Source organism: Roseivirga sp. UBA1976, from assembly GCF_002336325.1.
GTDB classification, from domain to species: domain Bacteria; phylum Bacteroidota; class Bacteroidia; order Cytophagales; family Cyclobacteriaceae; genus Roseivirga; species Roseivirga thermotolerans.
Genome location: NZ_DDDQ01000123.1, coordinates 1 through 22,037, shown reverse-complemented (window position 1 = coordinate 22,037; position 22,037 = coordinate 1). Strand labels below are relative to the sequence as shown.

Annotated in this window: 18 protein-coding genes; 9 read left to right on the top strand and 9 right to left on the bottom strand. The window is 42.5% G+C overall.

The annotated features are described in order from the left end of the window. Position 1: 1 nt before the first annotated feature. Together B3763_RS12225 and B3763_RS12220 are read right to left on the bottom strand one after the other, a co-directional pair. Positions 2 to 778 (bottom strand): zinc ribbon domain-containing protein, encoded by a 777-nt coding sequence (locus B3763_RS12225; RefSeq protein ID WP_189630561.1) that lies wholly within the window; start codon positions 776 to 778, stop codon positions 2 to 4. A gap of 11 nt (positions 779 to 789) precedes the next feature. After that, positions 790 to 1,887: a Nif3-like dinuclear metal center hexameric protein gene (locus B3763_RS12220; protein ID WP_286746831.1), complete on the bottom strand. Its 1,098-nt coding sequence runs from the start codon at positions 1,885 to 1,887 to the stop codon at positions 790 to 792. A gap of 38 nt (positions 1,888 to 1,925) precedes the next feature. Between B3763_RS12220 and lpxK the strand changes: the two genes are divergently transcribed. Then, the gene (lpxK, locus tag B3763_RS12215; protein WP_286746829.1) at positions 1,926 to 2,972 is read left to right on the top strand and encodes a tetraacyldisaccharide 4'-kinase; all 1,047 of its coding nucleotides are present in this window, start codon (positions 1,926 to 1,928) and stop codon (positions 2,970 to 2,972) included. Between the two features lie 8 nt (positions 2,973 to 2,980). Beyond that, positions 2,981 to 4,909: a putative porin gene (locus B3763_RS12210; RefSeq protein ID WP_286746828.1), complete on the top strand. Its 1,929-nt coding sequence runs from the start codon at positions 2,981 to 2,983 to the stop codon at positions 4,907 to 4,909. Here B3763_RS12210 and B3763_RS12205 read toward each other — a convergent pair. Continuing rightward, a complete protein-coding gene (locus B3763_RS12205) occupies positions 4,906 to 5,805 on the bottom strand; it encodes a DUF3078 domain-containing protein (RefSeq protein WP_286746827.1) in 900 nt (299 codons plus the stop codon). The two genes, B3763_RS12210 and B3763_RS12205, sit on opposite strands and share 4 nt — an antisense overlap. A 127-nt stretch (positions 5,806 to 5,932) precedes the next feature. Here B3763_RS12205 and B3763_RS12200 point away from each other — a divergent pair, with 127 nt between their 5' ends. Beyond that, positions 5,933 to 6,538, top strand: a complete 606-nt coding sequence (locus B3763_RS12200; protein ID WP_229838666.1) for a tRNA-(ms[2]io[6]A)-hydroxylase — start codon at positions 5,933 to 5,935, stop codon at positions 6,536 to 6,538. Between the two features lie 162 nt (positions 6,539 to 6,700). On the opposite strand, the gene B3763_RS12195 is transcribed toward B3763_RS12200, so the two are convergent. From B3763_RS12195 to B3763_RS12185, 3 genes are all read right to left on the bottom strand, one after another. Next, positions 6,701 to 6,982 carry a hypothetical protein gene (locus B3763_RS12195; RefSeq protein WP_189630566.1) on the bottom strand — a complete coding sequence of 94 codons (282 nt, stop codon included), beginning with the start codon at positions 6,980 to 6,982 and terminating at the stop codon, positions 6,701 to 6,703. 55 nt (positions 6,983 to 7,037) lie between these two features. After that, the gene (locus B3763_RS12190; protein ID WP_286746824.1) at positions 7,038 to 8,132 is read right to left on the bottom strand and encodes a serine hydrolase domain-containing protein; all 1,095 of its coding nucleotides are present in this window, start codon (positions 8,130 to 8,132) and stop codon (positions 7,038 to 7,040) included. Positions 8,133 to 8,286: 154 nt separating this feature from the next. After that, the gene (locus B3763_RS12185) at positions 8,287 to 9,105 is read right to left on the bottom strand and encodes an alpha/beta fold hydrolase (RefSeq protein WP_286746822.1); all 819 of its coding nucleotides are present in this window, start codon (positions 9,103 to 9,105) and stop codon (positions 8,287 to 8,289) included. 218 nt (positions 9,106 to 9,323) lie between these two features. On the opposite strand from B3763_RS12185, the gene B3763_RS12180 reads away from it, so the two are divergent. Beyond that, a complete protein-coding gene (locus B3763_RS12180) occupies positions 9,324 to 11,255 on the top strand; it encodes a TlpA family protein disulfide reductase (RefSeq protein WP_286746820.1) in 1,932 nt (643 codons plus the stop codon). A 74-nt stretch (positions 11,256 to 11,329) separates the two neighbouring features. On the opposite strand, the gene B3763_RS12175 is transcribed toward B3763_RS12180, so the two are convergent. Further along, positions 11,330 to 11,953 (bottom strand): YdeI/OmpD-associated family protein, encoded by a 624-nt coding sequence (locus B3763_RS12175; protein ID WP_286746817.1) that lies wholly within the window; start codon positions 11,951 to 11,953, stop codon positions 11,330 to 11,332. Positions 11,954 to 13,090: 1,137 nt separating this feature from the next. Beyond that, on the bottom strand, positions 13,091 to 15,874 hold the full coding sequence (leuS, locus tag B3763_RS12170; RefSeq protein WP_286746814.1) for a leucine--tRNA ligase: 2,784 nt from the start codon (positions 15,872 to 15,874) through the stop codon (positions 13,091 to 13,093). Between the two features lie 224 nt (positions 15,875 to 16,098). Here leuS and B3763_RS12165 point away from each other — a divergent pair, with 224 nt between their 5' ends. Further along, positions 16,099 to 16,353 carry a hypothetical protein gene (locus B3763_RS12165; protein ID WP_189630572.1) on the top strand — a complete coding sequence of 85 codons (255 nt, stop codon included), beginning with the start codon at positions 16,099 to 16,101 and terminating at the stop codon, positions 16,351 to 16,353. An 85-nt stretch (positions 16,354 to 16,438) separates the two neighbouring features. On the opposite strand, the gene B3763_RS12160 is transcribed toward B3763_RS12165, so the two are convergent. After that, positions 16,439 to 17,893 (bottom strand): hypothetical protein, encoded by a 1,455-nt coding sequence (locus B3763_RS12160; protein WP_286746811.1) that lies wholly within the window; start codon positions 17,891 to 17,893, stop codon positions 16,439 to 16,441. A gap of 448 nt (positions 17,894 to 18,341) precedes the next feature. On the opposite strand from B3763_RS12160, the gene B3763_RS12155 reads away from it, so the two are divergent. The 4 genes from B3763_RS12155 (at position 18,342) to B3763_RS12140 (ending at position 21,870) form a co-directional block, all read left to right on the top strand. Next, on the top strand, positions 18,342 to 20,459 hold the full coding sequence (locus B3763_RS12155) for a hypothetical protein (protein WP_286746809.1): 2,118 nt from the start codon (positions 18,342 to 18,344) through the stop codon (positions 20,457 to 20,459). Beyond that, on the top strand, positions 20,459 to 20,809 hold the full coding sequence (locus tag B3763_RS12150) for a hypothetical protein (protein ID WP_286746807.1): 351 nt from the start codon (positions 20,459 to 20,461) through the stop codon (positions 20,807 to 20,809). The genes B3763_RS12155 and B3763_RS12150 overlap by 1 nt, the downstream gene beginning before the upstream one ends. Before the next feature lie 254 nt (positions 20,810 to 21,063). Beyond that, entirely contained in the window at positions 21,064 to 21,297 is a 234-nt protein-coding gene (locus tag B3763_RS12145) for a hypothetical protein (protein WP_286746804.1), read from the top strand. A 147-nt stretch (positions 21,298 to 21,444) separates the two neighbouring features. After that, the gene (locus B3763_RS12140; RefSeq protein ID WP_286746802.1) at positions 21,445 to 21,870 is read left to right on the top strand and encodes a hypothetical protein; all 426 of its coding nucleotides are present in this window, start codon (positions 21,445 to 21,447) and stop codon (positions 21,868 to 21,870) included. The last annotated feature ends 167 nt before the right edge of the window (positions 21,871 to 22,037 follow it).

Here is a 22,037-nt window from a genome sequence, read left to right as displayed (position 1 = left end):
ATTAACTAGCTGATTTTCTGGTTCTTCTTGCTGGTTTTTTCTCTTCAGTTACAATTTCATCGGTTACCTCGGCTAAGATTCTGCCGCAATGTTCGCAAACAATGATTTTTTTACTGTCTCTGATATCGGCCTGACGCTGAGGAGGAACAATGTTGAAACAGCCTCCGCAAGCTCCACGGCTTACCGGCACAACGGCCAGACCATTTCGGGCATTATTTCTCAACTTAGTGTAAGAGTTAAGAAGTCGCTCCTCAATGTTTTTAACTGCTTTTTCGCGATCTTTCAAGAGCTTTTCTTCATCGGCTTCGCTTTCTTTAGTCAATACCTCAAGCTCCGATTTTTTGGTGTCAAGGTCTTTGTTTCTTTCGCTTAGCTCGTTTTCAGTGCGCTCAATCTCTTCTTTCTTCGCGTCTATTTTAACGAAAGCTTCTTTTATTCGCTTTTCTGAGATTTGAATCTCCAAATTCTGAAGTTCGATTTCCTTGGTAATGGCATCGTATTCACGATTATTTCGAACATTCATTTGTTGCTCTTCATATTTTCTGATCAGCGCCTCAGAGTTCTTAATCTGAGTTTTGTGATCAGCAATATTGGCTTCGAGCTCAGCAAGCTCGTTTTTAAATTTCTCTATTCTTGTTTCGTATCCAGCTATCTCATCCTCCAGATCGGCCACCTCATCGGGCAGGGCACCTCTTACTTTTTTAATTTCATCTAGCTGAGAATCAATAGATTGTAGATGCTGTAACGCCTCTAATTTCTGTGCAACTGTTTTTTCCATTAACCGTGTTTTTAGAAGTACTTTACGGGGTTCGTATTCACCTCTGACAAATAGGTTGCAATATTAGCAAAATTTTCACTGATAAACGCACCAAGCAGCTCTTTTGTAAATACCTCACTCTCATAGTGTCCGATGTCGGCAATCATTATTTTTTCTTCCGCATCAAAGAACTCATGGTACTTGAAATCAGAAGTAACAAAGGCCTGAGCACCGGCTGCCATAGCAGTGCCTAACAGAAAGCTGCCTGCACCGCCACAAACCGCCACTCGTTGAATGGGTTTGTGGCTTAGGGGGGTATATTTAATGGTATTGAGCTGCATGCTGTTTTTTAGATGAGCGAGAAAGTCTTGTTCGCTCATGGGCTGCTCAAGGTCTCCAACCATACCGGCTCCTACTTCCTGATTGGTGTTTTTAAGTGGTTGCAGATAATAGGCTACTTCTTCATAAGGGTGAGCCTTTTGGAGTGCACCTACTACCTGGGCCTGTAAATGGCTTGGAAATATGAGCTCTACCTTGTTTTCTTCTACAAATTCTTGTTGGTTTTGTTGGCCTATGGTCGGGTTAGCCTTATCGTTAGGCTTAAAAGTGCCTGTGCCTAAAATTCGGAAGCTGCAGTGGCTGTAGTTGCCAATGTGACCTGCTCCGGCCCCGTGCATGGCATTCAACACTTCATCGGTATGTTGAGTAGGGATAAAGGTTTCCAGTTTGGTGAGTGTATCTGCCTTGGGCGCAAGAACGCGAAGGTTGTTTAACCCCAGGCAGTCGGCAATTTTACGATTCACGCCAGTGTGTACATTGTCCAGATTGGTGTGAATAGCATAAATGGCAATGTCATTTTTAATGGCCTTAATAATGGTGCGCTCCACATAGTTTTTGCCATTGAGCTGTTTAAGTCCTTTGAATACAATGGGGTGATGTGCCACAATTAAATTGCATTGTTTGGTCACCGCTTCATCAACAACTAACTCGGTACAGTCCAGTGTGCAAAGTACGCCCTTTACCTCCATTTTGGGATCTCCCGTAAGTAGTCCGGCATTGTCGTAACCTTCCTGATAAGCACGTGGGGCTATTTGCTCTAGAAAATCTGTGATATCCTTTATCTTTGCCATATTTTCCGTCTTTCAATGGCTAAGATAGTCAGCCTGCTATGAAAATCATTAGGTATTTATTGTTTCCCTTTTCGGTATTGTATGCCGGTATAATGCGCTTGCGGAATATACAGTACAACAATGGCAGCCGCCCCATAACTACTTTTGACCGTGTGGTGATTTCGGTGGGTAACCTTTCTACAGGGGGGACGGGTAAAACACCAATGATCGAATACCTGATTGGTCGGTTGAAAGATCGTTATAAAGTGGCTACAGTGAGCCGTGGGTATGGACGGAAAACTACCGGTGAGCGCATAGCAACACCGGAAGATACGGCTCGCACTCTGGGTGATGAACCGTTGCAGTTTTATCGCAAGTTTGGTGAGGAAATAAAGGTGGTAGTGGGTGAAGAGCGCATTTTGGCCATTCCCCACTTGCTTATGGATTATCCGGAAACGGAGCTGATACTTCTGGATGATGCCTATCAGCACAGAAAAGTGAGCAGAGACTTCAATATTATGCTTAGCGATTTTTCTGCCCCGTTTTACAGAGACCTTGTTCTGCCGGCTGGTCGTTTGCGCGAGGGCAGAAGTGAGGCTGGGCGTGCCGATGCTATTGTCATTACCAAATGCCCAAAAACGATATCAGATTCAACAAAAGCTGAAATAGAGAAAGAAGTGAGAGCTTATAATTCTGTGGCTCCTGTCTTTTTTTCCAGCATAGAGTATGGAGAATTAAAACCTGTGTTCAATAAGGCTAAGATTGAGAAGGAAGTAGCTGTAATCTCTGCCATTGCCAGGCCTAAGCCATTTTATGAGTATCTGGAGAAGCGTTTTACACTAATGGAACGATTCGAATTTGTAGACCATTATAACTTCAAGTCGGCCGATCTGGACCGGATTTTAAGAAAGCTTAACGGAAAGCGGCTTTCCATAGTCACTACTGAAAAGGACATGGTACGACTTTTGCCTTTTGCAGACCATCCGCTTATACGGCAATTCAATGTTTTTTATCAACCGATTGAGGTGAGTATCGACAGGCCGGAAATTTTTGAGAAACTTTTATTAGAATGCATTGAAGGCAGAAAACGTGAACTGAATTCTTAATTTTGGCCGTGCTTAAAAAAACACTCTTTCTGTTCGTCTTATTTTTCTGCCTTGGCGTGGCAAATGGGCAAGATATTAATTCGTTTTCCAGCCAAACCGATTCGTTATTGGAGGCCCGAATGAGAGCGAGAGATGCCGAGGCGCAGGCCAACACACAGAACTACAATGCCCGAAGCACCCGCTTTACTTACGAAAAGAATTTTAAGTTTAACAACATCGTTTTTCGGCACCCCGATACGCTGCCCGATAACATGCACAGGGTGAGTGATTTGGAGCGAAATCGCTACTTGATTCAGAACCTTGGCAACGTGGGCACAGCCCAGCGTTCTCTCTTTTACGAACCGGCCAATACCATTGGGCGTAGTTCGGGGTATCATGCCTATGATGCTTTTGCGACAACGCCAGACCAGATTCGTTATTTCGATACACGCTCACCCTATACTGATATTCAGGCTTTATTTGCCGGAGGAGGCCGATCCATTACCCGCGTGACCTTTACTTTTAATGACAGCACCCAGTTCAACATTGGCATGAACTTTAACTCCATCAGGGCTGATAAGCAGGTGGCTTTTTTGACTCGTGGTGACAGGCATGTGAACAGCAACGACTGGAATATTTTTGGGTTTCTTCGTCCTAAAGGGTTGAAAAAATACTTGTTGCTCTTTAATACAACACAGTTTAAACATACGGTGAGCGAGCAAGGTGGGGTAGTAGACCCTTCTTTACTCACCGGCAATAACCCTCAGAATAAACCACATTCTTATTTTGATGGCCGCGATGCCAACGTAAATCTGAGTGGAGCTGAGAGTTATGATAAACGAGGAGGCTTTCATATTTACCAGCAATACGATCTGGACTCGATATTTCAAGTATACCACTCGGGACAATATGCTGAGCAACTGGTGAGGTACTACGATGCCTACGATTTGAGTGGTTTTGATCAATACATATATAATGAAGCTACTCCCGGAAAAACCAGAGATACCGTGGCTGAAGGTTCTTTTTTTAGAGAGTTGCTCAACGAGGTGGGGTTAAAAGGCCGCACAAAGAAGTTTTCATATACGGCTTACTATAAGAATAGGGCTTTGCGCTATCAGATTTTTAGGGAGAATTATACCGGGCGCGATCTGGAGCACTATGTGGGCGGTACGCTTCGTCAGCAAATAACCCCTGAAATATTCCTCACGGCCTCGGGTGAATTTATGTTTGAAGGAAACTACAGGATTGAAGGTGACTTTACCAGTAGTTTTTTTGAAGCCCGATTTACAAGGCTAAACAGGCAACCTTCTTATCTCGTAGACCGATACAATGGTCAGCAAAGAAGCTGGACCAATGATTTCTCGGCAGAGTCGGCCGATCACCTGACCGGAACACTGAAGCTTAATGGTGCTCGTGTTTCGTTTCGTCCGTTTGTTCGCTTTAGTCGCATTTCCAACTACATCTTTTTCAATGAAAATAAGCTACCGGAACAGGCCAATAGCGATGTTTTGCTCTTAACTCCGGGGGCTCACTTCGACTGGCAGCTAACCTCTCGTATTCGTTGGAGCAACACTGTACACTATACCTCCGTGTCAGGAGGTTCGGCTAATAATTACAGAGTTCCTCAACTTCTGGCATTGTCTCAAATTGCCTTTAAAAACGAGATATTCGATGGTAAAATGATCGTTCATACCGGTATTGAGGCCTATTACCGGTCGGCCTATGAAGGCTTGGCTTATGACCCGGTGGTGCAGCAGTTTTATTTGCAAAATGGGTTTGAGAACAATGAATATGTTAAGGCCGATGTATTCCTCAATTTTAAGGTGGGCAATTTTCTGTTTCTCGTTAAAATGGCCCACGTAAATCAGCTTTCGCAGAAGGGGTATTTTGTAACCCCTACATATCCAGGTACGGGGCGTACGCTGGATATGGGGGTAAGGTGGTTGTTCTTCGATTAGTTGCTAAACAGCGAGAAGTTAGCGCCAAAATTAAGCACATGCTTAAACTGAATAGCTCTTTCAGGGTTTCCTCCATCGCCAGTATCAATCAAAATATCATCGTCATAAATCAATTGAGTACCAAAGGTGGCGTTGAACCATTTATTCACCTTCATAACCAATAGAGTTTCCCAGTTGGTATCTACATTGCCAAAAGTATCGTAGGCTGTAAAAAAGTTGAGCGTACTTTTAAAATTGATGTTCTCCATAATGGGCAGATCCAGCACAGCCAACATGTTAGTACCAAATTCTGCTCTGTAGTGTTTGTCGGGGGCTACACCAAAAGCACCGGCAGCAGCCAGGTCATCGTCCATTACAAAGGTGAATTTACCGGCAGCCGGAGCAAAAGAAAGGGTAAATACTTTGCTTGGGTCGTACTCAATACCCAGGTTGATGGTGAGGTAGCCCGGGGCCATAAAATTCGAAATCTTTTGAGCTATTTCTTCACCGGGAATCACCGGGTTGGGGCTGAACTTCCTACCTTCCAGCAGTTGTGTTCTAAAGATACCCGAAACGGAAAACGACCAGGTGGGGTCGAAGGCATGGGCATACTTGGAGATAAGGATTATGTTGTCGTCTGTTTTGCGAAAGTCTTTATCGCCTACCTTGGCACCACCCAGTGCAAAATCGAGCTGATTGGTCCATTTGTTCTGACCGTGTGTTCTTACAATTTTAGTGTTGAATACCGTGCCTAAAGCAATGGAGTTTTCGCCCCCGGCCGCCCAGTTGGAAAGCCCAACATTGGCAAAGTTAAGGCCCCATGATCCTGTTTTTTTTACCACAACGGAATCGGTTTGTGCAGAAAGCACAACACTCAGGCAGCAGAGTACTACAGTAGAAAGTAGGAGTTTTTTCATGTTGTTATTTATCGTTGAAAGGGACAAAAATGGCCTAATCATAGAAATTAACCAAGTTGAAATAGCAATATGGATTAATTCAAAACTGTGGTTTTTGAATATGAATGGCTGGCTTTACCTTTGCGGCATGTCCGAAAAATTCACCAACCATATGTTAGGGCTTCAGTTGCCCACCGACCCGCGTTGGGTCAATATTGCTCAAATGAATATTGAAGATATTTTGGTAGACCATGCCTATTGCGAACAAAAGGCAGCATCTTCCTGTATTTCGCTTATTGTGCAATACCCAGACAAAAAGGACTTGGTGGATATGATGACCCCGGTGGTGGCTGAGGAGTGGAGCCACTTTGAGCGTGTAATTGAGCAGCTCAACAAGCGCGGCATGAAGTTGGGCAAACAGCGAAAGGACGAATATGTAATCAGGCTCCAGGGTATTCTTAAGAAAGGTGGAGGCCGGGAAGAGCAACTGGTAGAAAAACTGCTCATGAACGCCCTTATTGAGGCCAGAAGTTGCGAGCGGTTTAAGATGCTACACCTGCATATTGAGGACGAAGAACTCAAAAAATTCTACTATGAACTAATGGTATCGGAAGCAGGGCACTACAAAAACTTTTTGAGCCTGGCTAAGTCATATATGGGTGAAGAGTATGTATCGAAACGCTGGAAAGAGTTTCTTGTAGAGGAGGCCAAAATTATTGAGTCTCTGGAAGTGAGAGGGGATAGGATGCATTGAGAAATATGTACTTAAGACTGTGGCCTCCGGCTCATTTGACTCTTTGACAAGCTTTCATTTTTATCAGGTACCCGATGAGTAAGGCGTGTTTTGCAACCCACGGTTATTTAAGCATAAATGTTTTGCGGTAAGCCAGGCTTTTAGACCTTTAACTATCCTTTTTTATTTTAAAGCTGCTTTGGCCATTCGCTTGGCTTCTTTTCGGTCAATCCCACTGGCTATTAGCTCCATCTGCTTTTCGTTTTCATCCTGATATTCAGGGCGAATGTGATGCTTTACTCCTCCCTTTTGATCTTTGGCTCTCTTTATAGCGTTCTTTTTCTTGCCCAATTGAATCACTCCTCCGGGAATACTTTTGGTTTGAATGGGTTGGCTGTTTGTTGAGACCCGGTTAGCCGCAGACCTGCTTTCGGTAGCTTTTTCTTTGTTGAGGTGTTGTTTCATAGGTTCTTTTGGAGATATACCAAAAAGAAGAAAAGGTTACCCTTGCCAAAGGCTTTCAATGCCTTACGGCAGGGAAAATAAGGTTTTGCATCAGGGCAAATGGTGCCTTGTCTGCCTCACTATTGTATGCCCCACCGGTAAAAACGGCAATAAGCTCCAGGCTGGGGAAAATCATAATGTACTGTCCGCCATTGCCCGTGGCCATAATAGAATGGATGGTTTGGTTATTTACCTTGAAAGGAATGGACCACCAGAAGTAGCCATAGTCCATGCCGGTAATTTTGACGTTGGGTTTAGTGGCTTCGGTAAGCCATTGTTTCGAAACCAATTGTTTACCATTCCATTGCCCATTATTAAGTACCAGTTGACCGATTTTTGCCATATCGCGAGAGGTCATGTATAGGCGTTTTGCAGATGGTATGACCTGCTTTTTGCTGGTGTGCCCCCAAAAGTAATGGTCTATTCCCAACTCATCGAAAAGATATTTCTTGGCAAATGAATCGATAGACATGCCTGAAGCCTGGCTTATGATTTCGGCTGTTAGTATTGACCCCATTGAACAGTAAGCGGCTTTTTCGCTAGGAGTATTAATTAACGGAAGGTCTAAAGTGTATTGAATAATGTCTTTTTTTCGGTACACTTTATCTTCTTGCCCGAGGGAGTTTTTGTCCCAATCGTTGCAATCGAGTCCGCTCGACATGGTGAGCAAATGCCTGATGCTGATTTGCTGTTTTTGAGCAATCGAATTTTTCTCCGGTGCATGGCTTTTCAGGTAGTCGAATATGGAGTCGTCTATACTTTTTATGAACCCTTTTTCTACAGCAATGCCCATGAGAATGGCTCTTATGCTTTTGGTAGTTGAGCGAAGGTCATGTGGATTTTGGCGCGCACCTTCGCCAAAGTATTCTTCTAGTACAAGGCGGTTGTTTCTAACCAGAACGATACTGTGTATCTGATGCTCCTGAGCTCTGAGGCTATATAACATTTTATAGATGGAAGCCGTGTCTATACGCTGTTCGCTTAAACCGGAGGTTAGCCAACCATCATGGTTTAAGGTTTGGGGTGGTGTATACAGGTGAGTGTTTTGTGCAAAACCAACCTGCGCTAAAAGCAGGCAAAAGATTATTAGTGTGCGGTTAAGTAGGTCCATGAGTGCTGTTTTGGCTAGCAAGTAACTCCTTGTGATTCAAATGCCCGTCATTGTTGGCGTTAATGTTTTCAAAAAGCCCAATTGAGGCCTGTATATTATGCTCTTTTAGTCTTGTGAGTGAAAGGCAGGTTACACCGTATTTATCCGGGGCGGTCTATTTTAGGTTACTCAAAAAACTGCGTATTTCATTAAAGTAGGTTTCAGGTTGCTCCAACCAACCGTAGTGGCCGCAATTGTTCAGCAATACCAGTTTTGAGTGGGGCAGGAGTGCGTGAGTTTTTTCAGCAATAGACTTTGGTATAATATCGTTGGTGCCCTGTAAAATGAGCACAGGCTGACTGAAATTTTGTAAGCCCGGTTTACAATCAAAACCCATGGATTGCATATTGCGATGGATAATGCCATTTACTTCCATATTGCCCTGAGTCAAACGGAGGCCAATGGCATCTATATCTTCCTTTCTGTCATGGTATAGATAGGCGGGTGCCAGGTTTTTGGCTCTCTCCAGTCGGGCATGGAATGAGGTGTCACCGTTGCTGATTTGCCTGCTCCAGTAATTGAATCGTTGCCTTTGCTCATCATTCAAATGGCCAGGAATATCTAAATCATCGAAGGCCTCCAAGTCTATGCCACCAGATGAGGAGAGGATTAAGCCCTTTACCCGACTTGGATGTTTGGTGGTATAATAGGAAGCCAACATGCCACCAAAAGATTGCCCAAAAACTACCCATGATTTTACACCGAGGTGTGTACGTAATGTTTCAATATCTTCGACCAGTAAGTCCATACTCATACTTCGTTCACTAACTATGTCGATTTTAGATTTCCCCGTGCCTCGTTGATCGTATATAATGGCCAGGCAATTTTTACCTAGCTCAGCAGCCAGATCAGCGAATCCTTCACTGCTCATTCCCGGACCACCGTTTATGATCAATAAAGTGTCCGGACCGCCACCAAATGCTCGGTAATACATGTGGCCATTGGGTAAAGAGATAGTTCCTTCTACCTGAGAAAATAGGTTGAAGCTTAGAAGTAGTAAAGGTAGGATCAGACATCTTTGCATATTCATCACCACTTATGGAGCGTTTCTGGCTGAACGAATTTGATAACAAAGCAATCTTAATTCTAAATCCTTGATATTTAAAGTAATAATTATTTAGTTTAATAACTAAAGATTTAATTCAAGTAGACATGAGAATAAGACTTTACCTTCTATTGCTTCTTTTATCTTTTGGTTTTTCCAAAGTACAGTCTCAGAGTATTCAAGAAGTAACGGGGCGATGGTACTCAAGCAATGGAACAAATGAACTCCAATTGTTGCTTTCAGAAAAGTATGCACTTTACAAGGCCGACTTCTGGGACGTAGTGGAGTTTAGTAACGGTAAGTTGCGCTTAAGGAATCAGGAAGGGGAGACTGAATTGAGCCTGAGAAAGAACGGGAACAGAGGTGTTTTAACCTCAAATGGAGTGTCATTACCTGTACAAAATTATAAGTCTACTAACATTTCGAGTAGAGAGGTGGGGAAGACAGATGTGAGTAAAGATTTTTTCAAGAAAGACCAGGTAGTGTTGCAGGGTATAGTGATACCTAAAGATACAATGCCTCTGACCATATCTATTATTTATAATCATGCCTTTAGTGAGGGGCAGAAGAAGTTTGTAGAAGAAGTGGATAGCGGGGGGAGATTTAAGATTATATACCCACTTGAATATCCGCAATCAGTAATGGTGAGCGTTGGTGATGCCTTTTTTTACTATTTCTCAACACCGGGAGCTAAACAGGCTATGGTAATTGATGAAGCTTCATTTAAGGGAAGCTGGACTACCGCTAAAAAGTTAGATTTTATGGGCGATTTGGCCGCTGAGAATGAAGAGTTTCGTATGCTGCACCCTGAATATATGAAGATCAGAAACTATGAGGAGAATGATAGTCTTCAGAAAACCCTGGATTCTGATGCTTACCTGGAGTATAGACTAAAGCTTTGGCAGTCGCATCATCGGTTCTATGAGAGCTACTTCGATTCAGTTCCTACAAGTTCGTTCATAAAAGATTATAGTTTACGCGATGTAAGAACCTACGCAGCCGATGATCTAAGAAGATATATATGGATGCACAATCTTGGTAAAAATGGAGGAAGAATTGAGGCGGTAGATGTGTCTGATGAGTATTTGGATAAAGTGGTGAGCCTGATGCCTGATGAGATTGGTGACCTGATGACCGATAACTATGCCAATCTTACGCGGGAATTTACCATGGCCGCAATGCCAAAGGAATACAAGGCTATCCATGATCGCAGTTTGAAGTACGTGTATGAGTTTCTATCAAACCAAAGCATAAGTGAAGAAAACCGTGGCATCATAAACGAATGGAAAGAGAAGGAAAGGAGCAGGAAAAATACTTTCGGAAACCTGTCTTTTAAAGGAGATATAAAGCCCATATTCGAGTCTTATAAGGAAGATATTCTTGATATTCAGAGAAAGGTGAGATGGGATCACTTGATATCGAAGATTGCAGGGTTGAGTACGGTTCAAAGGTCTAGTATTGTGGCCACCTACGTTAACATGAACTTTACTACCAAGGGGTTGCAGGTGCCCGACTACATCCAGGCAAAGTTGGGTGGTTTAAACCTGGTGCCCTCGGTTCTTGAAAGTATTGAGCAGAGCATTGCGGATTTTGAAATTTTGAAGAATGCCAGGTTTGTAGAAGGGGTAGAGATTGCTGAGTCTTCTGACAACATCTTAAGAGAGCTTAAGGAAAAGTACAAAGGCAAGGTGGTTTATATTGATGTGTGGGCCACCTGGTGTGGGCCATGCATAGGAGAGTTCTCTAATATGAAGCGGATTAAAGAGAGCAAGATTAAAGATGTAGTTTATGTTTACCTCTGTGCTCAGTCTACCAAAAAGTCTTTTGATATAATGGTGAAAAAGCATGAGCTCGTTGGTGATAATTATTTCCTCAATGAGGAACAATATCAAAAGTTGGATAAGGAAGTAGGGATCACGGGCTTTCCTACTTACTTAGTAATTACCAAAGACGGAAAGCTGGTTAGAGAAGGCATTAAGCGTCCCAGTGCCGGGGAAGGTTTGGTAAGGCAGCTTCAGGAATTTTCATCGAGAAAATGAAATTAAAAAAATAGTGATGACATTATGCTGTTAGCGGCATGGGCTATGGCTCATTAGGAGTAGGCGCAGGCCGGTTACCGATCAAAGAATCCTTTGCCGTCCATAATTTTGGGTATGAGCTTTTCGATTCGGGCTAAGCGAGTTTTTGATTGCTTGGGTTGAGAAAAATGAATGATGTAACCTCTTTGTCTGCCCGGAGTGAGTGCTTCAAAAGCTGTTTTCAGTTCGGGCATATCCTTAAACTTGGCCTGCAATTCGTCAGGATAGTCTAACTGGTTTTTGGCTTGCATGTCTACTTTGAGTCCTTTCTTTTCTACCTCAATGGCTTCAAACAAATAGAGCCTGATAGAGTCTTCTGCCTGTAGTATCTGTTCAAGGTTAGTAAACTTAAACAAGCGGGCTGCTTGAGAATTGGGGCCGGGCTTCTCAAGCATTTGATACTTGTCTTTCAACAGAGCGCCTTTGAAAAAGCTCAGAGAGCAGTAATCTTTAAATGCGCTGATCATGGCCACGTTGGCACCGTGGTAGGTGTAGCAAGGTACGCCCCATTTGCTTTCTTCGGTCAGACCACATTCTAACGCAATGGATCGTAGTTTTTGCAGTTCTTGGCTCCACTGGTGCACCTTACAGTCGGGGGTTCCTCCCAGCGAACATCGGCCACAGCCTTCTGCAAGGTATTGGTCAACATTTGTGGTCATTCGCATCATTATTCATTCTTAATTTTACCGGATGACCTAAAGTACCAAGATGCTGTGGTCAAAGCAAGAGCAATTGCATACGCCTATTTGGGTGAATGTTCAGGTGGCATAAGGCCCTTCGCTTTGCTCAGGGTGAAAAAGAGGGCGAGTAGCAGAGGCAGGCCTTTGAGGTACCCGTTTTCATAGAACCTAACCACCATCAGAGTCTCTCGCCAGAGGACTCTGATGTGCTATACGTTGGTGCTCAGTGTCCCTTGCAGGAGACACTGAGGGTGTTGCGATGCTGTGGTCAAAGCAAGAGCAATTGCATGCACCTATTTAGGGAATGTTCAGGTGGCATAGGTACTTGACAGGCCCTTCGCTTTGCTCAGGGTAAAAAAGAGGGCCAGTAGTAGAGGCTGGCCTTTGAAGTACCCGTTTTCATAGAACCTAATCACCATCAGAGTCTCTCGCTAGAGGACTCTGATGACTTCATTTCTCAACATCCCCTTTATGATATACTGAAAGGCGTGGGTTATTTATCCAGATGAAGCCTGTTTTTCCATCCCGACCGCAGCGGAGGGATCTGCCTGGTAATCTATAGTGAAGTCTCTCATAGGTGTGCTGAAAAGATCATTCAACGAGTGTCCTCCCCCGCCCGAAGGGCACCCCCTCCAAGAAGTGATTTACTAGAAAAAGGCATTTAACGGAATGTTCAATTGAAAAACACTAGATATGTTGCTCTTCAATCTAGCAGAGGCCATTCCCCCTTTTTCGAAAAGAGGGAATGGCCTGCCTGCCGGTAGGCAGGGGGGATTAGAACAACCATATTTTATTATTTGAAAGGCCAATCCTCCCAACCTCCTTCGCCAAGGAGGAGTGTCCTTGCAAACATCGTTAGTCTGAATTCCATAAAGGTGCCACTTACTGGGAAATTACTTCCAAGACGGGGATAGTATCCCTGCTAACCATGAGTCTGCACCAAAAGAAAACCCTGAGCTGCTTTACAATTCAGGGTTTTAATTTTTAGTTATCAGACCACCAAGTCAGGTGCAAGACCGTTGGAGATTCTTTCGGTCGCTTATTAGCCTTTTGGCTCATCGGCTTTCTCAGAATGACGCACTAAAACAGGCTTCCGCAGTATCATGACTTTGAACTTTAAACAACAAGGTTTACAATCTTCTTCGGTACAACAATCACTTTTTTGGGAGACTTGCCTTCTAACCATTTTTGCACGTTGGCATCGGCCAGAGCAGCGGCCTCTATTTCGGCTTTGTCAAGGTCGGCCGAGAGTTGCAGTTTGGTTCGCATTTTACCATTCACCATTACAGGGTACTCAATGTCATCTTCCTTCAGGTATTCTTCTTTGTACTGAGGGTAAGGAGCATCGATTATACTGGTTGTATGGCCTAGAAGAGACCAAAGTTCTTCGGTAATGTGCGGGGCATAAGGAGAAATAACCACCAGCAGATCTTCCAGAATCGCTCTTTTGTTGCATTTCAAAGCAGAAAGCTCATTCACGCAGATCATGAAAGTAGACACTGAGGTGTTGAAGGAGTAGCGTTCAATATCTTCTTCGGCCTTCTTAATGGTTTTGTGCAGTGACTTTAGCTCATCTTTGCCTGGTGCAGTATCCGATACTTCAAACTCACCGCGGTCATTGTGAAACAATCTCCAAAGCTTGCCGAGGAACTTCTTTACACCGTCAATGCCGTTGGTGTTCCATGGTTTGAATTGTTCCAAAGGCCCAAGGAACATCTCATACAAACGAAGGGTGTCCGCACCGTATCGTTCAATGATATCGTCCGGATTCACCACATTGTATTTCGACTTGGACATTTTTTCAATTTCCCAGCCGCAGATGTATTTGCCGTCTTCCAAAATAAATTCGGCATCGGCTAGGTCTGGCCTCCAGCTTTTGAAAGCTTCAATATCGAGCTCATCATTGCGAACAATGTTCACGTCAACGTGCATTTCTGCCACATCGTAGTCTTTCTTCAAACCCTTAGAAACGAATTTATTTTCGCCTTTCAATCGGTAAACAAAATTCGATCTTCCCTGAATCATCCCTTGGTTAATGAGCTTTTTGAAGGGCTCCTCCTGATTGACATGTCCCAGGTCGAACAAGATCTTATTCCAGAAGCGGGAGTAGAGCAGGTGACCTGTAGCATGCTCTGAGCCGCCAATATAGAGGTCTACATTTTCCCAATATTCCTGAGCTTCTTTGCTTACAAATGCTTCTTCATTATGCGCATCCATGTAACGGTACCAATACCAGCTGGAACCGGCCCAACCCGGCATTGTGCTTAGTTCAAGCGGATAAGCTTCAGATTCTCCAGCCGGAGTGTAGGTAAAGTTTTCGGCTCTGCCCAGTGGTGGGTCGCCATCTTCTGTAGGGAGGTATTTGTCAATTTCCGGAAGAATGATTGGCAAATCTTTTTCGTCTACCAGATAAGGAATATCGTTTTTGAAGTACACCGGAACCGGCTCTCCCCAATAACGCTGACGGGCAAAAATAGCATCTCTGATGCGGTAGTTAATCTTGCCTTTCCCAACGCCTTTTTCTTCCGCAAATTCAATGGCTTTGTCTATGGCTTCTTTACAAGTAAGGCCATTTAGGAAGCCGGAATTAATCATAATGCCATCTTTGGTTGGGTCGGCCTGTTCGCTAATGTCAGCATCTTTGATTACCGGAACTATCGGTAAGTCGAAGTGCTTCGCGAAGTCATAATCTCTTTGGTCGCCACAAGGTACGGCCATAACAGCGCCTGTTCCATAACCGGCCAATACATAGTCGGCCACCCAAACGGGTACTTTTTCACCGTTGAATGGGTTAATGGCATAGCTTCCCGTAAAAACTCCTGAAATGGTTTTCACATCGGCCATTCTGTCTCGCTCAGAACGAGTAGCTGCCTGGGCCACATAGGCTTCAACCGCTTCTTTTTGCTCGGGTGTAGTGAGCTGGGCGGTTAGTTCGCTTTCAGGCGCCAACGATAGGAAAGTTACTCCAAAAATAGTGTCGATGCGGGTGGTAAATACCTCAATCTCAATGTCGGAGTTTTCTACCTGAAACCTCACCTCAGCTCCTTTGGATTTGCCAATCCAGTTGCGCTGCATTTCTTTCAGAGGTTCGGGCCAATCAACAGAGTCCAAACCTTCCAGCAGGCGTTCGGCATAGGCCGTAATACGCATGCTCCACTGCTTCATTTTCTTTCGGATCACCGGGTGGCCTCCTCTTTCTGAAAATCCGTCTTTAACCTCATCGTTAGAGAGTACGGTACCTAGTTCAGGACACCAGTTAACGGCTGTTTCCGAAAGGTAAGTGAGACGATATTTGAGCAACATGCGCTGCTGCTCTTCTTCGGTCCAGCTATTCCACTCCCCGGCTGTAAAGAGAGGGGCGTCATCATCGCAGGCTGCATTTACCTGAGCATTGCCCGACTCTCTAAAAATAGCTGTGAGTTCATCGATACTTCGTGCTTTGGCCAGGTCATGGTCGTACCAACTGTTGAATATTTGCATGAATATCCATTGCGTCCACTTATAGTATTTAGGGTCGCAGGTTTGTACTTCTTTGTCCCAATCGAAAGCAAAGCCTATGTTTTCCAGCTGTTCTTTGTATCGCTCAATGTTTTGGCGGGTAGTTACGGCAGGGTGTTGCCCGGTTTGAATGGCGTATTGTTCGGCCGGAAGCCCAAAGGCATCGAAGCCCATTGGGTGCAATACGTTAAAGCCTTTGTTTCGCTTATGGCGTGTAACAATATCGGTGGCTATGTAGCCCAGTGGGTGTCCCACATGAAGCCCGGCTCCGGAAGGATAGGGGAACATGTCCAGAGTATAAAACTTGGGTTTGCTCTTATCTACCGAAGCTTTGAACGTTTGGTTTTCTCTCCAGTACTTTTGCCATTTAGGCTCAATTTGCTTGTGATTATAGTCAGCCATTGCCGTTTAACCGATTGTTCTTAATTAAGCCTGCAAAATTAGTGTTTTTCAAGCCTTAGAAAACGGTTTTTGGGAATATTACACGTTACCGGGATGGTCATTCCTAAGAAGACAGTAATCTCCTGAACAAACGGCCCGCAGAGCGAGGTATCGGGCAAGGAGGAGATGCTATGAGTACGTATTATTTCAAAACACCTTTTATATTTAGCGTTTAAACACAAGCTATGTTCGGACTATTCAAGAAAAAACCAAAAGAGCCAACAGCTCCCAAGCTGCTCGATCTTAATAACAACCCTATTGTAGAAGGTTCTGTGGTGAAGTCGTTGAGGTACGATTTGGGCGAGTGTACTGTGGAATTAGATGGTCTTGAATATTTTTATGTTTCGAAGAAAAACGGAGAGCGTGTGAGCTATACAAAAATGGTTGATGCCATTACCGAAAACCAAAAAGTACTATTACTTACTGAAGAAAAGGAATAATTGGCTTTAGGCCTAAGAAATAGAAGAGGTGTCCCGGGTAATTTCAGGACACCTCTTTTTGGTTGTTGTTTTGATTGTTGATGTATTAATAGTAAGTGTAGTTCACGGTTTCCATGGCTTGTCCCGATCTGGCCAGGCGTTTAGTGGCTTTGCCTTCGTTGTCAAACTCATAGCTTATGGAATAGCTTAGATCATGTCCATTTTCTACCATGCGGAAAGAAGAAGGAAGGTTTCTTTGGGCATTGATGGTAGGAATTACCTCTACCGCGCTAAACTTGTTGCTCACATTGAGGTAGTGCTCATAGTATCGTTCCGAAATTAGGGTTGGGTCTTCACTGCCCTGCGCGGGTGAATAGGTTAAGTGAGCATACAGGTTACCGTTTTCATGGTATAAGTACAACATAATGATAGACTGAAGATAGGTGCCGTTAGATTGTAAAGTGTACTCGGCAAAACCGGCTACATTTCCGGCCTGATCGTAGTCGTAAACTCTGTATGATTTTACTACTCCATGATTGATAACTTCCGAGCGGGTAATTCGGCCGTTGGTCTGATAAAACATCTCATCGATGCCCGGATATTGGTTAATCTTCTCAATTAACCCGTTGGCGGCATAGATGTAAGTGTCAACTCCTCTCAGCGGTTGGTGGCTGCCTCTTTCCCAGTATACCTTGCTCACACGGCCTTGCTGATCGTATTCATAGGTTTTTGTGCTACTGAAGTTGCCAGCCGAGGAGGTGAAAGATTTGGCCATTCCTTTCAATTCATTGTCTATTAGCTCCAGTTTGGTGCTTCTTTTTTCACCAATGGCGAAGTTGCCTTCTACCTGGGTAATGGTGAACATAACCTGGTCGTGACGGTTAAAAAGGGCATCATCAGCTACGCTTACTTCAAAAGAGACTTCTGTTTGACCTTGGGCAATGATTAGCTCCAAAGTACCGGTGCCGCTCATGGCCGGAGTAGTGCTAAACTGTTGGGTGGCCAATAGCTGTTCCAATTCCAGAGTTAGTTTTCCGTTTTGTGTAGCTCTTTGAGAGAATAGAATTTTTACGATGGCCGACTGGCTTTCTTCTACCTTGGCCACAGATACCTCAAAATTGAGTACTGTAGGCTGCGTGTTGGCCTGGTCGTCATCGGAAATACTCACCTGAATACTGGGCTTACTGCCTAACTGTAGCCCGTTAGTTGCACTCAACAAGGTGAAACCAATGGTTCGGTCGGCATTAACCAACTCATCGTTGGTTGGCTTAAACACTATTTGTGTTTCCGTAGCGCCTTTGTCAATGTTCAGTTCAATCTGATTGTTGATTGTTGCGGGCACTGTGGTAAAAGCGGCTTCCTGACTGTTGGTAACCTGCACTTTTACGGTAGATGCCTCACCGGCAGGTTTGTCTAGTTTTAAACTGATGATGTTTTCTCCAGAACCTTCGCTTACCGACAGGTTTTGTACAAAAGAAATGCTCGCTGGAGTTTTCTGGGGTGCTAGTTCCGAATCATCATTGGCACAAGCGTACAGGCTAGCCATCACTATGATAGCCATACCTTTTTTCAAATACGTTCTCATTGAAAATAAAAAAGTGTATTTGAGGTGTTCTGCGACAGTTGTCTATTTTGAGTTTTTGACCTGGCTCAGTTCGACCTCGGTGCTGCTTTTACAAATCCGGTGCCAAAAAATTCACAAACTTTAACAGTTTAGAAAAAAAATAAAATAGCCGGGAGTTTATTGCCAGGTGTGAGGGGTTAAGTCATAGTAATTCAGTGTGTTAAAGTTTTTTTAAGAGATGGGGGCTTTGGTAATTAGTGGATTGGTTCATTTCGTAGCCGCAAAGGGTTGTGATGAAAAATTAAAAGTTCGGTTTGAGGAAGGAATAAGCGTGTAGATTTTTATTCCATCTAATTATTGATTGTTTCGTTTTAATCAAGAGATATAATTTTTTATAATTGAAAATTATTTTTTCATATTCTTTTGGCCTTAAATAAACAACACTATGAAAAATGCATTAAGCTCACACCTTCTATTTTTTCTTATATCATTAGTTTTATTCAACTCATGTAGAGAGGATATAGTACTACCGATTGATCAAAAAAACCAGATGATATCTGATTTTTTTGATTACAACGGCTCAAGTACCGAGGTACTCGATGCGATTCTAGACTTTAGATCCAGATATGATGAAGATGTCATTAAAGATATTGTTGGACATGCTGGCTATCCTGCTTGGGATGAGGTATTTAAACTATCTAGCCAAACCTATATGGCTGGCTCAAGCAGTGCAGATACCGATTCAAGTTTTGATGTGGAATATCAATTTCCGGTGCTACATAAGAATGGTGATAGAGTAGAGGCCTTGTTGGTATATTTCAATACAAAAGAAGGAGAAAAGTTTTGGAAAATTTTTTCACGAAAGCACTATGAAAGTTTTGACTTTAAAACCAAACATGAACTCCAGCCTTTATTGGTTATAGGTCAGTTTCTTGCCTTCGATCATAAAATGTTCGGTGTGAATTCTGTTGATTATGGTGAGTATATAGTTCAAAGAACAGATCAACATGATGTTTCTCAATATGAACCGTGTGAACCTGGAGAATTTGGTTGCAACTGCGATGAAGTGAAGGTGGTTAGTGCACGCACCGGTGAGGTTCTAACCAAATACTATAAAAACTGTAAAATGCTAATCTATACAGTTACTCCGGATGGACAAGGCGATGATGACTTACTGGAACAGATTAGTAGTGGTGATCCAAATAATAATGATGTACATTACTACTGGCCCACTCCTGTGAGCTATATCCCTACTTTTCAGTCCTATCTTCCCCAAAGCTACACCATTTATTTTCAACAAATTTTTGTTACTGGCACAGGAGCAACTTACGTTAATGATTACTCTAGCAACCCGGAGAATCTTTTAGAACACATCAATCTTGAGTCAGATGCCGATTTAGACCTATACTTAAGAGACGGACCCTCTAATACTTCAAGAAGCGAAGTTTCCTTCTACCTATTGCAAATGTCCAATAAGCTCTATGAGCATGATAATAGTAGAGAGTATGCATATTCACTAAATGAATTAGCGAGGTCTTTAAATGTATCAGACCAAGAGCTGTATGATCTGGCCCTTATGGCAAGAGATACTTATGTGCTCCTATCAGACAATGCCTTTGATTACGATTTACTCAGCTATCAAGATCAGAGAAGTGTAGCCCAGACTGCTTTTACCCTAGATATATTTCCGGAGGTGAAGGCTCAGGTTGGTGATACCGGTTGGCCACTTTCAGCAGAAGAATGGGGAGCCCTTTGGGAAATATTTAAACCTATGCTGGGTGAATTGCTGCTCGAAAGCCTTCCCGGGGGAGGGATTACCCTGGCATTTAGAGACGCAGTTACAGGTATTAATAATGGAGATGCATTTTTAATAGCTGGTGCTGTGACCGGCTTAATTTTGGAGTTTGTGCCTCCAGGAAAAATATTTAAGGCCGTTTGGCGAACAGGAAGGGTGGTTCGGAAAGGGTTTAAGTTTGTAAAGTATGGTAGAAAATACCTTGATGAGATTGGTTTAGCATTGGAAAAAGGGCTTAAAGCCGATATCGATGGAAACATTGTTCGAATTAGTAAAAATGGAGATGAAGTTGCCAGAGTAACTAACAATGTACTGACTTTTAAATACACTGGGTTTGGTGGAGATATTATTACCGTTCCAAATAAAACAACAACGATTATTGGAAAATGGGAGAATCAAATTGAGAACATTTGGAATACTGGTTTGGCGAAGCAAGGTAGTAACAAGGGAGGGATGAATATTTTGGCAAACTTACCAAATGGTAGTGTTGATGAAAAATGGGAGTTTAATAAAAACTGGTTAAACCAAGCCATATCAAGAGGAGATGAAATTAGAGTTACGGCCGATCCATTAAACATCAATAATGTTTTCTATGATACTAACAATATATCTTCATCAGTTTTTACTAGTATATCACATTTAAAAAGCTATTTATTAAGTTTAGACAATGATAGAGTGAACCAACTGGGGTATTATGGAAGGGAAGTTAGATATTTATTTCAGAATGGTTATAATTTCGATGATTTTAGTAAAAAATTTATTAAATAATGAAAAAAAATGGGTATTATATATATGAACCTGTAATATTTAAAGAGAGATTTAACGGAATTCCTGACTATCTTATCAAGGCTATCTATTTTCATGAAAAGGATAGGTTTTTAACAGCGTCTAAATACAAACAGAATCCCCTTGATGCTATTTTCCAAAAAGAAGATTTTTCCAATAGTAATTTGGATTCTAGTCGGTATGAGTTTGACAATGACAAATTATGTCTTCATTTAGACATTGGAAAACCTTGGGAGGACAAGTTCTATTATAAAAGGATTTCGGATAAAGAATTCATTAGTGAGAGAACTAAAGATCGTTTGAGATTTATACCGTGGCATGAAGAAGAATAGTGGAGTAGCGGGTATAAATATAATAGTTTGATTAAACAGTTTGTTAAACCATGATTTTGGGACACAATGGTTATTACTTGGAAAAACCAAGTATTATCGGGAATGGTAGAATAAAAAACGATGAAATAGTAATAGCGTTAAATGCCTACTATTTCAAATCATTCAGCGAGTTAATGGTTGCTTCTCAAGTTTTTAGAATAGGAGATTGAGTAGATTTTACGGTAAAGAGTTTTGATTTTGAAAAGTGCATTCTAATGTCTTTTACGTTGAAAGGCAATCAAGTAATCGTTCAGCCCATAAATAAATATGACAGTGATTATACAATAGATATAAAAAACGCTGATCTACTTTTTAATAATGACGCTAAAAAGGAACTACGATTTACTGAATCGCCTTCCCATTCCAATATGAATGAGATAAATACAAAGGCAATTCTAGAAACCTTTGGACCATTTGACAGCGGGGATTATCAGCTTATCAAAACATAAAGAAAGGTCTGTTTAGTTTTATAACTTTCAACAAGGTTCGAGCAGTTTACAAACTGCACACACAATGGGTTTGTCAGGAGTTCTAAAGTTAGTCAAGGAAGAAAAATTAAGTTTTCTGATACCGGCTTAAAAGAGAAGTTTGATAACTTGAAAAACCTTGATGCTAATACGCTTGGAAGCGAATCGGAGGACTTGGTTAATAGTCTTTTAGCCCAGGAAGGGTATGAGTTTCATTCTTCTCACTTCCCGGGGCTTGGAGGAAACAATGGGTTTGACGGAGTGTTGATTAAGCGAGATGCATCAGGTAATATTGAAGATGTTATTATCAATGAGACCAAGCAGGTAAGTGCCAGTGGTACCATTCAGCTCAATCCTGCTGCTGGATCATTACCACAACAAATGAGTGACGATTGGATTGATGACGTGCTACTTAGGATGGAATTTGCAGGAGGTGGACACGAAAAATTAGCAAATGTTATCAAAGAAGCCAAGAAACATGAAAAAATAACCAAGTTGATTTCCGGAGTGGATAAACATAAAAATGAATTGGTGCTACTTAATTTAGGTGGATAGAAATGGGCTATCGTAAACGACTTGTTGAAGTACATCAAGAGTATCAGGAGAAAGAACAAGGCTTAATAAAACAGTCTTTAAATGAGCACTTGTTGCAAAACCATGTTAGAGCAGAGTTTTTCTATTTAAATGAGCTGGAAGCCTTATATCAATATAGCGTGGAAGGC